10 protein-coding genes are annotated in these 11979 nt (G+C 69.5%); 6 read left to right on the forward strand and 4 right to left on the reverse strand.

Translation table 11 applies throughout. The features are described from left to right. Window positions 1–3: 3 nt before the first annotated feature. From ACTWPT_RS05340 to ACTWPT_RS05350, 3 genes are read right to left on the reverse strand one after another with little or no spacing between them, the layout of a single operon-like run. Complete coding sequence (locus tag ACTWPT_RS05340; RefSeq protein WP_305919263.1) at window positions 4–825, reverse strand: carbohydrate ABC transporter permease; 822 nt, start codon at window positions 823–825, stop codon at window positions 4–6. Continuing rightward, the gene (locus ACTWPT_RS05345; RefSeq protein ID WP_127933608.1) at window positions 822–1685 is read right to left on the reverse strand and encodes a carbohydrate ABC transporter permease; all 864 of its coding nucleotides are present in this window, start codon (window positions 1683–1685) and stop codon (window positions 822–824) included. The genes ACTWPT_RS05340 and ACTWPT_RS05345 overlap by 4 nt, the downstream gene beginning before the upstream one ends. 6 nt (window positions 1686–1691) lie before the next feature. Next, complete coding sequence (locus ACTWPT_RS05350) at window positions 1692–3041, reverse strand: ABC transporter substrate-binding protein (protein WP_443176106.1); 1350 nt, start codon at window positions 3039–3041, stop codon at window positions 1692–1694. A gap of 123 nt (window positions 3042–3164) precedes the next feature. Between ACTWPT_RS05350 and ACTWPT_RS05355 the strand changes: the two genes are divergently transcribed. Next, window positions 3165–4394, forward strand: coding sequence for a mandelate racemase/muconate lactonizing enzyme family protein (locus ACTWPT_RS05355; protein WP_443176107.1), 1230 nt, complete (start codon window positions 3165–3167; stop codon window positions 4392–4394). Between the two features lie 28 nt (window positions 4395–4422). Here ACTWPT_RS05355 and ACTWPT_RS05360 read toward each other — a convergent pair whose 3' ends face one another. Then, a complete protein-coding gene (locus ACTWPT_RS05360) occupies window positions 4423–6120 on the reverse strand; it encodes an alcohol dehydrogenase catalytic domain-containing protein (protein ID WP_443176108.1) in 1698 nt (565 codons plus the stop codon). A 106-nt stretch (window positions 6121–6226) separates the two neighbouring features. Here ACTWPT_RS05360 and ACTWPT_RS05365 point away from each other — a divergent pair, with 106 nt between their 5' ends. The 5 genes from ACTWPT_RS05365 (at window position 6227) to rhaS (ending at window position 11978) form a co-directional block, all read left to right on the forward strand. Beyond that, window positions 6227–7198: an AraC family transcriptional regulator gene (locus ACTWPT_RS05365; protein WP_443176109.1), complete on the forward strand. Its 972-nt coding sequence runs from the start codon at window positions 6227–6229 to the stop codon at window positions 7196–7198. A 126-nt stretch (window positions 7199–7324) separates the two neighbouring features. Continuing rightward, complete coding sequence (locus tag ACTWPT_RS05370; protein WP_443176110.1) at window positions 7325–8821, forward strand: sugar ABC transporter ATP-binding protein; 1497 nt, start codon at window positions 7325–7327, stop codon at window positions 8819–8821. Window positions 8822–8846: 25 nt separating this feature from the next. Continuing rightward, entirely contained in the window at window positions 8847–9887 is a 1041-nt protein-coding gene (locus ACTWPT_RS05375; protein WP_443176111.1) for an ABC transporter permease, read from the forward strand. Further along, window positions 9877–10902 (forward strand): ABC transporter permease, encoded by a 1026-nt coding sequence (locus ACTWPT_RS05380; RefSeq protein ID WP_443176112.1) that lies wholly within the window; start codon window positions 9877–9879, stop codon window positions 10900–10902. Before ACTWPT_RS05375 ends, ACTWPT_RS05380 begins: the two co-directional genes overlap by 11 nt. Before the next feature lie 11 nt (window positions 10903–10913). Next, window positions 10914–11978, forward strand: a complete 1065-nt coding sequence (rhaS, locus tag ACTWPT_RS05385) for a rhamnose ABC transporter substrate-binding protein (RefSeq protein WP_443176113.1) — start codon at window positions 10914–10916, stop codon at window positions 11976–11978. The last annotated feature ends 1 nt before the right edge of the window (window position 11979 follow it).

An 11979-nucleotide genomic window follows, 5' to 3' on the forward strand; every position in this document is an offset into this window, starting at 1 on the left:
GGGTCAGCCCTTGACGGCGCCCTGCAGCATGCCGCGGATCACATGGCGTTGCAGGAAAAGGTAGACGAGGACGACGGGGACGGTGACGATGAGGGCCCCGGCCGACAGGCCGGCGACGTCGGTGGTGCGCTGGCCGACGAACAGGCCCAGGCCGGCGGGCGCGGTGCGGACGGCCGGATCCTGCAGCAGCACCAGCGACAGCAGGAACTCGTTCCAGCTCCAGACGAAGAACAGGACCATGAGCGTGGTGACGGCGGGCCGGGCGACAGGCAGCAAGATACGGAACAGGACGGTGAAGGAGTTGGCGCCGTCCATGCGGGCCGCCTCGATCAGCGCGCGGGGCGTGGAAAGGAAGAAGGCCCGCATCCAGAACGTGCCGAACGACACCGACAACCCGATCTCGGGCAGCATCAGGCCCAGGTAGTTGTCGGTGAGACCGAACTGGCGCAGGTCGTAGTAGAGCGGCACGACGGTGGCCTCGTACGGCATGACGATGCCGATCAGCATCACGTAGAACAGCGGGGTGCTGCCGCGGAACCGCATGGTGCCGAAGGCGTACCCGGTCATGATCGACAGCACCGTCGCGACCGGGACCACCACCACCGCGACGATCACGCTCGAGGTGATGAGGTCGCCGAAGGAGCCGGTAGTCCACGCCCGCGCGAAGTTGCCCCACTGCGGGTCGTCTGGCCAGCTCAGGCCGGTGACCGGCGCCCCCTGGGGCTGCAGGGCGACCGAGAGGATGCTGAACAGGGGGAGCAGTACGGCAAGGGCGAACAGGCACAGGAAGGTGTAGGCGCCGAGCCGTTCGAAACGGGCGTTCACAGCTTCTCCCGCAGCAACCGGGTGATCAACAGGACCACGGTGAAGATGAGCACGGTGAGCATCACGGCGACCGCACAGGCTTCGCCCACGGCCCCCTGGCGGAAGGCCAGCTTGTAGATCTCGAAACCGGGGACGTTGGTGGCGTTGCCCGGGCCGCCACCGGTGGTGACGTAGACCAGGTCGAAGGAGCGCAGCGCGGCGATCGTGGTGAGCGTGAGCCCCACGGCCATCTCCTGCTTGAGTCCTGGCAAGGTCACCGCGAAGAACTCCCTGACCGGTCCGGCTCCGTCGACGCGGGCCGCTTCGTACAGACTGGCGTCAATCTTGCTGATGCCGGCCAGGAACAACACCATGCACAGCCCGGACATCACCCAGGTGCCGACCAGACCGAGCGCGGGCAGCGCCCAGGTGAAGTCACCCAGCCAGGCGCGGGCCAGCCCGTCCAGGCCGACCGCGGACAGCAGCTGGTTGATGGTCCCCTCGTCGGCGTACATCCACCGCCACGCGATGCCGACCACGACCGCGGTCACCACCTGGGGCAGGAAGATCACGGTGCGGAAGAAGCCCAGGCCGCGCAGGCGGAACCGCGACAGTACCGAGGCCAGCACCAGTCCCAGGCCGACGGGCAGCGCGGCGAAGAAGAACAGAAACACCATCGAGTGGCTGAAAGCGGTGCGGACGTCGGGATCGGCCAGCTGCTCGGTGTAGTTGTCCAGCCCGGTCCAGGTGCCGAGGGTGATGCCGTCCCAGTCGTACAGCGACAGCCAGGCGGTGTGCCCCAGCGGCACCAGAACGAACAGCGCGAAGACCAGGAAACCGGGCAGGATGTACAGGTAGGCGACTCTGGAGTTGGCCCTCATATCGCCCTAGCCGTTGCCGCGTTCGTCGGCCCAGTTCTCCTGGACCGTGGAGATGAGCTTGTCCGGCGTCGTCTTACCGGCGATCAGCTGCTGGACCGCGGGGAAGAGGGTGTCGCCCATCGACGGGGTCGCCCAGTCGAGGTAGAGCGCCAGCCCATCGTCGGCGAGAACCTGCTGCCAGGTCTCGACCAAACCCTCCTGGGCACTGCCCGCCTTGGGCTTGGCCGCGTCACGCTCGGCGACGGGCAGGTAACCGCCCTGGAAGAGCGTGGCCGCGTTCTCCGGCCGGGTCATGAAGTCGATGAAGTTGGCGGCGACGTCGGGGTACTTGGTCTTGGCGGAGATGCTGAACGGCGAGGTGGTCGCGCCCGTCGCGCGGACCGGGTCACCGGCCTTGACCGGCGGCATCGCGGTGAATCCTGCCTTGCCGTCCATGTTCTCGTCGATACGCGACCGGTTCCAGCTGCCGGAGACCATGAAGACGCCCTCACCCTTGATGAACTTGCCGACGCCGTCACTGTCGGAGGTGCCGTTGGCGGAGGAGTCGATGTAGCCGGCCTGGGCCCATTCCGCGAGGGTCTTGGTGGCCTGCTGCACACCGGGACTGTCGAAGGTGGCGCCCTTGCGGCCATAGACCCAGTTGAGCCCGTTCTCGAGCGGCTCGTACTGAGCGATCAGGTCGGACAGCACGTGATTGCCCGGCCAGGCCTCCAGGTTGCCGAGCTGGATCGGCGTCTCGCCCGCCGCCTTGGCCTTGGCCAGCGCGTCCTGGAAGGCGGCCAGATCCTTGAAGGGGGTGGTGATGCCGAGCTTGGCGAGCTTGTCCCGGTTGTAGTAGATGCCGACCAGGTTGCCGCCCAAGGCTATGCCGTACAGCTCGCCGGTGCCGAAGGTCTTACCGTCCTTGGAGAACCGGGCCTGGTCGAGCAGGCCAGGCTTGAACCGCTCGCTCCAGCCGTACAGCTTTGCGTACTCATCCAGCGGCCGGAGCAGGCCCGCCTGGACCAGCGGGCCCTGCATCGTCTGCGCCTGGCCGGCCTGGGCGATGTCGGGCGCCGATTCCGAGGACATCTGCAGCTTGATGTTCTTGCCGTAGTCGGCGAAGGCCGTGTAAGTCGGTTTGATCGTGATGTTGGGGTGAAGCTGCTGATACTTGGCGGCCAGCTGCTCGATCGCCTTCCCTTGGCCGCCTTCCTCGAAGTGGCTCAGTGTCAACGTGACCGGCTCGGTCGGTAGCGCACTGGACACGGCCTTGCCCGCGTCGGGGGCTTCGGTGGGTGCGGCACCAGGGGCGCAGGCCGTCACGGTGGCGGCTATGAGGGCCAGGCCGGCGATCGTACGTGTCGTCAACGTCATCGCAGACTCCTTTGCGGGCTTACCGGTCAGACCACCATCTAGGTAAACGGGAGGTTTCGTCAACCATGCTGGCCATCATCTAGGAGTTGCGGTCAGACCAGTCTGGCCGATAAGAAGACATGCATGAGCATCGAAGGCATCGAGACACTCGTCGTCGAGGAACTGCCCAACCTGCTGCTGGTTCAGGTGCACCTCGATTCGGGCATCGTCGGGCTGGGCGAGACCTACTACGGGGCCTCCGCGGCCGAGGCGCACCTCCACGAGGCTCTGGCGCCCGCCCTGGTCGGGCGCGCCATGCCGCGGGACGCGGACGAGCTGCGGGCGCTGCTGACGGAGCTGGAGGGCTATGTCGGCTACCTGGGCAGCGGCGCCGAGGTCCGCGCGCTGTCGGCCATTGACCTGGCACTGTGGGACGCGATGGGCCAGGAGGCCGGCCTGCCGCTGACCGAACTGCTCGGCGGCCGGATCAGGAGCGACGTGCAGATCTACAACACCTGCGCGGGCCCGCACTACATGCGCAACCCCAGCGGCCAGAAGTCGGCCAACTGGGGGGTGGCCGGCGAAGGACGCCACGAGGACCTCTACGGCTTCCTCCACCACGCCGACCGACTGGCCGAGGATCTCCTGTCCGAGGGTGTGTCGGCCATGAAGATCTGGCCCTTCGACGTCTACGCCGAACGTTCGGCGGGACGCGAGATCAGCCGGGCCGACCTCGATGCCGGACTCGGCCCCTTGCGCAAGGTGCGCGACGCCGTCGGTGATCGCATGCGCCTCCTCGTGGAACTGCACGGCTTGTGGGAGCCTGCCGCGGCGCGGGTCATTCTGGCGGCGCTCGCGGAGTTCGATCCCCTGTGGGTCGAGGACCCGATACGGCCGGATCGCTACGTCGAGCTCGGCGAGCTGCGCGCGACCAGCCCGGTTACGATCGCCGCCGGTGAGACGCTGGGTGGCCGCACGGCCGTGGCCCCTCTGCTCGATCGGCGCGGGGTGGACGTCCTCATCGCCGACCTCGGCTGGTGTGGCGGGATCAGCGAAGTCCTGGCTCTGGCCGAGCGCACGCTCGCGGCCGAAATACCTCTCGCGCTGCACGACTGCAGCGGTCCCGTGGTGCTGGCCGCCTCGGCGCACCTGGCCGTCCATCTGCCGCACGTGTTCATCCAGGAGACCACCAGGGCCTACTACTCCAGCTGGTATCCGCAGCTTGTCACCGGCCTGCCGGACATCTCCGCCGGTCGGCTGAGCCCGGGAACGGCCCCCGGCCACGGAGTCCGGCTCCGCCCCGATCTCGACCAGAGCGCCACTGTACGCCGCCGCGTAACCGGCGCCACCCAATCCCTCCCGCTAGCCCGATGACCAGCGCTCGCCTGGCCCCTCGGACCACTTAGGGATAGAGCGTGATTTTTCCGTGTGTGTCGCCCGATTCCGCCCTGCGGTGGATCTCGGGCAGCTCGGACAGGGGGTGTGACTCCGCGGCCTCGACCGCGAGCCGTCCCTCGTCGATCAGGGCCGCCATCGCGGCCAGTTGCCCGGGGTCGTAACGCATCACGAAATGTGTGCCGCCCTCGATAGGGGTGGCGATGGTGACGATCACCCGGCCCAGTCCGGCCAGGGCTTTGGCCGCGTCCTCGGGGATCGGGATCAGGTTCAGCAGCACGTCCATGCCGCCGGGCAGCGGAGCCTCGGTGTAGTCGACGACTTCGTCGGCACCGGTCCGTCTCACCGCGTCGGCGCTGCGCGGGCCGGCCGTGGCGGTCACGTGTGCGCCTGCCAGCTTGGCCAACGGCACGGCGAACCGGCCGACGCCGCCGCCCGCGCCGTTGATCAGCACGCGCTGCTCCGGCGTGATGCGGGCGTGCTCGAAGATCGCCTGCCAAGCGGTGAGCCCGGCCACGGGGATGGCGGCCGCGTCCGCGAGCGGGATGCTCTCCGGGGCCATGACCAGGACCTCTGCGGGTGCGACCGCGTACTCGGCCGCCGCGCCGCTCACCATGCCGAAGACCCGGTCCCCCGGTGCCAGGGTGGTGACGCCCGCACCGGTCTCGACGACCGTGCCGGAGACATCCCAGCCGAGCGTGTGCGGCAGCGTCGCCTGGAACACCTCGGGAAGCAGCCCGGAGCGCAGGCCGACCTCCGACGGGTTGAACGAGGTGGCCGCCACCTCGACGAGCACCTCCCCGGGTCCCGGACGGGGCGTGGGAACCTCGTCCTGGCGGATCATCGAGGCGTCACCGAACCGGTGGATGCGTGCCGCCCGCATCGTGGGCGCCGCCTTGGAAGGGGTGCGGAACTCGCCGGCGTGCTCCACCACCCACTGCCGGAACGTGCTCGCGCGCCTCTTCGTGACCTCCTCGACCGTCGAGGTGACCGATGCCTGCGCCTGGCTCCCCTGGGCCTGGAGGACGCCGTTCACCGCCTCCGGCGGCCAGCCCCTGGCCAGGAGGTCCGCGCGGGCGCGGTCCAGCGGGATCTCCTCCCAGCGAGCCGGTATCCCGGTGACCTCGGAAATGATCCGCACCTGCTCAGCCTGCGTGAGCACTTCAGGGCCCGTCAGCTCGTAGGCCGCGCCATGGTGCCCCTCGTCCAGCAACGCCCGCACGGCCACGGCCGCGATGTCCCGCTCGTGCACCACCGGACCGGCGGCCTGCCCGTACGCACCGCGTACCGCTCCCGCCCGCACCTGCCGAGCCCATCGCAAGGCGTTGGCCGCGAAGGCGTGCGGGCGCAGGAACGTCCACTCCAGGCCCGACCCCTCGATCAACCGCTCCACCTCCCGCTCGCCGTCACGCTGGGCGGCGGAGGAGAGATAGACGATCTTCCCCAACCAACCGGCCTCGACCGACCTCCCGGCGCGCCGCGCCCGACCGGCGACGGCCTCGACCACCGCCCGCGCCCCCTCGGCGGTGGCGAACGGCCACACCAGGAACACCGCCTCCACACCGTCCAGCGGCAATGACCCGGGATCGGTCAGATCCCCGGTGCTCCTGCTCAGTGCCACGGCCTCGGCCCCGGCCTCCCCCAACAACGTCACCACGTGACGACCGACCGTGCCGGTCGCCCCGGTGACCAGAACTCGACTCATCAGGCGCTCCTCTTGTCGCAAGCAACCGTAGAAGCGAGCCGCGAGATGGCCAATGCGTTGGCATCTGCGATTCATACGCCGTCGTCTCAGGGGCTAGAGTCCCGATATGGATGTGCTCAGTGACATGCTCGCCATCATGCGCACCGGCCGGCCCCGTTCGGTCCGCATCGAATGGCATGCTCCCTGGGGCCAGCGCTTCCCCTCCGCTCCCGGATCGGCCGGGTTCCAGGTGGTCCTGCAGGGGTCATGCTGGCTGCTGCCGCCCGACGGGGCGCCGGTCGCGTTGTCCGTGGGCGACGTGCTGTTCTTCCCGCATGGGCACGGCTACGCCCTGGCCGACAGCCCGGCCACGTCGGTGGCCGAGCCGCAGTGCGACCCGCTGGCCGAGGGAGGCCTGTTCGAGTCCGCTTCGGTGGCCGGCTCGGGCCCGGCCACGGTCCTGCTGTGCGGCGGCTACCAGCTCGATGCCGCCCGCGCGCACCCGGTCCTGCGCGAGCTGCCCGAGCTGATCCACCTGCCGGCCCAGCTCGGGCTCCACTCCGAACTGCGGGCCGCGGTGGATCTCCTGGGCGCGGAGATCAGGCAGCCGCGCCTCGGCGCCGACACGATCGTCTCGTCACTCCTGGACATGCTCCTGCTGTACATCCTGCGGGCCAGGTTCGACGCCGACAACGGCCAGTGCGAGCTCACCGGCTGGGCGCTGGCTCTGTCCGACCCGAGCATCAGCGCCGCGCTCGGCGCCATGCACCGCGATCCCGCGCACCCGTGGACGGTGGCGGAGCTGGCGGGGCGGGCGGGGCTGTCGCGGGCGGCGTTCGCCCGCCGCTTCACCACGCTGGTCGGACAGCCGCCGCTGGCGTATCTCACGTGGTGGCGCCTGGCCACCGCCGCCCGGCTGCTGCAGGAGTCCGACGCCCCGCTGGGCGAGATCTCCGCCCGGGTCGGCTACGGCTCGGAGTTCGCCTTCGCCAACGCGTTCAAGCGTGAATACGGCCTGGCACCCGGCAGGTATCGCCGCAACCCCTGCTCGGCGCCATCGGCTGCCGCCCCACCCACCAGAGACGTTGTTAAAACGTAACAATCAGCTTAAACCCCGGAGACATCGCAACTTTCCGGAAAGCTCGCCTTAACAGGGCATTGACGCGCCGCTGGTTACTGCCTTACTTTCCATCCACCGATTAAAACGATTTTGCCAGGGTGTGGCATGCCAAATACTCCCGTGCTGTCCCTCTCACGGGTCAGCAAGGCGTTCGGCGCGGTGCGGGCCGTACGCGAGGTCTCTCTAGAACTGTATGCAGGCGAGGTCCATGCCCTCGCCGGCGAGAACGGCGCGGGCAAGTCCACGCTCGTGAAGATCCTCTCGGGCGTGCACCGGCCCGACTCCGGGCAGATCCTGCTGGACGGCGAGCCGGTCGAGTTCGCCGGCCCCGCCGACGCGCAGCAGGCCGGGGTCGCGGTGATCTACCAGGAGCCGACCCTGTTCCCCGACCTGTCGGTCACCGAGAACATCTTCATGGGGCGTCAGCCCCGTGGCCGCCTCGGCATCGACCGGCGGGCCATGCGCGCCAGCGCCGCCGAGTTGTTCGCCAGGCTGGGCGTGCAGCTCGACCCCGACCAGCCGGCCCGCGGCCTGTCGATCGCCGACCAGCAGCTCGTGGAGATCGCCAAGGCGCTGTCGCGGCAGGCCCGGGTGCTCATCATGGACGAGCCGACCGCCGCGCTGTCCGGCAAGGAGGTCGCCCGGCTGTTCGGCGTGGCCAAGGCGCTGCGCGAGCAGGGGTGCGCGCTACTGTTCATCTCGCACCGGTTGGAGGAGATGTTCGAGCTGTGCCAGCGGGTCACGACCCTGCGGGACGGCGGCTTCGTCGCTAGTGACCTGATCGCCGACATCACGCCCGACGACCTGGTGCGCCGCATGGTGGGCAGGGAACTGGACGCCCTGTTCCCCAAGCAGGAGACGACCGTCGGCGAGGTGGCGCTGAGCGTGCGCAGGCTCACCCGCGAGGGCGTCTTCACCGACGTGTCGTTCGAGGTGCGGCGGGGCGAGATCGTGGCGCTGGCCGGGCTCGTGGGAGCCGGGCGCAGCGAGGTCGCCAGGGCCGTGTTCGGCATCGACCGGTGGGACGCCGGCGGCGTCGAGGTGGACGGCAAGCGGCTGCGACCGGCCAGCCCCACGGCGGCGATGGCCGCCGGCCTGGCTCTGGTCCCCGAGGACCGGCGCCAGCAGGGGCTGGTCATGGACCTGTCGATCGAACGCAACATCGGCCTGGCCGGGCTGGCCGCCCTGCACCGGGGGCCGCTGATCTCTCGGCTCGCCGAGCGGCAGCGGGCCAAGGACTGGGCGGTACGCCTGCAACTGAAGTTCGCCCGGCTGACGGACCCGGTGAACGTGCTGTCCGGCGGCAACCAGCAGAAGGTCGTGCTGGCCAAGTGGCTGGCACGCAAACCGTCGGTGATCATCGTGGACGAGCCCACCCGGGGCATCGACGTGGGCACCAAGGCCGAGGTGCACCGCCTGCTGTCGGAGCTGGCCGGGACCGGGGTGGCGGTGCTGATGATCTCGTCGGAGCTGCCCGAGGTGCTGGGCATGGCGGACCGGGTGCTGGTCATGCACGAAGGACGGCTGGTCGCCGAGATCGACCGCGCGCAGGCCACCGAGGAGAACGTGATGGCCGCTGCGACCGGAAGGAGCGCGGCATGACCGCCACTGAAAGGAGGGATGTCGCATGACCGCCACCGCGACCCGGCCCGAGAACGCCACGCGCAACGGCGGCCGGCGGCTCGTCGACATGGTCGCGCGAGTGCGGGAGCTGGGCATCCTGGTCGCGCTCGCCGTTCTGTTCGGCGTCACGGGGGCGGTGAACCCGAGCTTCCTGACCTACGGCAGCCTGCGCGACATCCTGCTCAATTCCGCCATCGTGGCCATGCTCGCCGTCGGCCAGACACTCGTCGTGATCACCCGGAACGTGGACCTGTCGGTCAGCTCGGTGGTCGGGCTGTCAGCGTTCGGGGGCGCGCTGGTCCTCGCCGACAACCCCGGCGTGCCGATCCCCGTCGTGATCACCGGCTGCGTGGTGCTCGGCGCGGCCTGCGGTGCGATCAACGGGCTGCTCGTCGGGGTGGCCAAGGTGCCCGCCCTGGTGGCCACGCTCGGCACCCTGTACGCCTTCCGCGGCATCGACTACGCCTGGGCGGGCGGACGGCAGGTCAACGCGGCCGACATGCCTGACGGCTTCCTGTCCCTGGGCTCGCGCTCGGTGCTCGGGATGCCGCTGCTCGCGCTGGTCGCCCTGGTCGTCCTGCTGGTCGTCGGCTGGATGCTGCGCAACCTGCGCGCCGGCCGCGAGCTGTACGCCATCGGCTCCAACCCCGAGGCCGCGGTGCTGGCCGGGATCCGGGTACAGCGGCGGATCATGGCGGCGTTCGTCGCCAACGGGGCGCTGGCGGGACTCGCCGGCGTCATGTGGGCGGCCCGGTTCGGCACCGTGGACGCCACCGTGGCCACCGGCAAGGAGCTCGACGTGATCGCGGCCGTCGTGGTGGGCGGCGTGGCGATCTTCGGCGGCAGCGGCACGGTCTACGGGGCCGCCCTAGGGGCGTTGCTGCTGGCGAGCATCACGAGCGCGCTGGCCGTGCTCCGCGTGGACGCGCTCGCCCAGACCGCCATCAACGGCGCCCTGCTGATCGCCGCCATCGTCCTCGACAGGCTGCTCGCCCTGCGGGTGGCCGCCGCACTCCGCCGCCGGAGGTTCCACGATGACCACTGACCAGCTCCGCCAGTCGGTGACCACTGACCAGCTTCGCCAGTCGTGGACCACTGACCTGCTCCGCCGGTGGGAGACGCTCATTCTCGCGCTGCTCGTCGGCGTCGTCGTCTGGGCGTCGCTGGGCGTGGACGGGTTCGCCAACGGCTCCAACGTCTCGTTCCTGCTGCTGGACACCACCGAGATCGCCCTCATGGCCCTGACCATGACCCTGGTCATCGTGGCCGCCGAGATCGACCTGTCCGTGGCCTCCACGCTCGGCCTGTCCTGCGCCGTGCTCGGCTGGCTCTGGAACGCCGGGCTGCCGATCGAGGCGATCATGCCGATCTGCCTGCTGGTCGGCGCCCTGTGCGGCGCGTTCAACGGCCTGCTGGTCACCCGCCTCGGCCTCCCCTCCCTGGCGGTGACGATCGGGACGTTCGCCCTCTTCCGCGGCCTGGCGTACGTGATGCTGGGCGACCAGGCGGTGGCTGACCTGCCGCCGGCCTACACGAGCCTGGCGACGGCCTCGATCGGCCCGGTGCCTCTGATGACGGTGCTGGTGGCGCTGCTGGCGGCGGTGGCGGCCGTGGTGCTGCACGCGACAGGCCTCGGCCGGTCGATCTTCGCGCTGGGCTCCAACGAGGAGGCGGCGTACTTCTCCGGCATTCGGGTCAAGCGCATCAAGTTCTGGTTGTTCGTGGCCTCCGGGGTCATGGCCTCGCTCGCCTCGCTGGTCTACACATTCCGGTACGCCAGCGCGCGCGCCGACAACGGCGTCGGCCTGGAGCTGGCCGTCGTGGCCGCCGTGCTGCTGGGCGGAGTGTCGATCTTCGGCGGCCGCGGCTCACTGCCCGGCGTCCTCATGGCGGTCCTGCTCCTCGGCGTCGTCCGCAACGCCCTGATCCTGGCGGACGTGGCCAACGAGGTGCTCAACTTCGTGACGGGCCTGCTGCTCGTCGCGTCCGTGCTGGCGCCTAACTTGGGGGCGGTCTGGCGACGGCGCACATCACCACAAATGGAAGGGAAGTCCCCATGATGAAAATGGGAATGCGTCATACAGCACTCCTGGCCGGGCTCGTCCTGGTGACGGCCGCATGCGGCGGCACCACGAGGAGCGACGTGCAACAGCAGCAGTCCTCCGCCCCGGCAACCGCTGCGTCGTCGGCCGCGGCCAACCCGAACGCCCCGCTCAAGCAGGGATTGAAGATCGCCTTCCTGCCGAAGCAGGTGAACAACCCGTACTTCACGATCGCCGACAACGGCGGCATCGAGGCCGCCAAGGAGTTCGGCGGCGAGGGCAAGGAGGTCGGCCCGTCCGAGGCCAGCGCCTCCTCGCAGGTGTCCTACATCAACACGCTGATCCAGCAGAAGCAGGACGCCATCGTCATCTCCGCCAACGACCCCAACGCCGTCGTGCCCGCGCTCAAGCAGGCCAGGGCCGCCGGCATCAAGGTCGTCAGCTACGACTCCGACACCGCCCCCGAGGGCCGGGACGTGTTCGTCAACCAGGCCAGCCCCGAGGACCTCGGCCGTACGGAGGTGCAGCTCCTGGCCGAGCAGATCGGACACAAGGGCAAGATCGCCATCCTGTCCGCCACGCCGAACGCGACCAACCAGAACACCTGGATCGAGTTCATGAAGGACGAGCTCAAGAAGCCCGAGTACAAGGACATGGAGCTGGTCAAGGTCGCCTACGGCAACGACGACGACCAGAAGTCCTTCACCGAGACCCAGGGCCTCCTGCGCTCGTACCCGGACCTGGCGGGCATCATCTCCCCCACGACCGTGGGCATCGCGGCGGCCGCCCGCTACCTGTCGGACTCGCCGTACAAGGGTAAGGTCAAGCTGACCGGGCTCGGCACGCCTAACCAGCTGCGCAAGTTCGTCAAGGACGGCACGATCGACGGGTTCGAGCTGTGGAACCCGGGCGACCTGGGCTACCTGGCCTCGTACGCGGGCGCCGCCCTGGCCTCCGGGCAGATCACCGGCGCCGAGGGCGAGAAGTTCAAGGCCGGCAAGCTCGGCGAGTACACGATCGGGGCCAAGGGCGAGGTGCTGCTCGGCAAGCCGACCGTGTTCAACAAGGACAACATTGACGACTTCGACTTCTAGG

It is taken from the genome of Nonomuraea sp. 3N208 (genome assembly GCF_052245935.1).
Lineage (GTDB): Bacteria > Actinomycetota > Actinomycetes > Streptosporangiales > Streptosporangiaceae > Nonomuraea.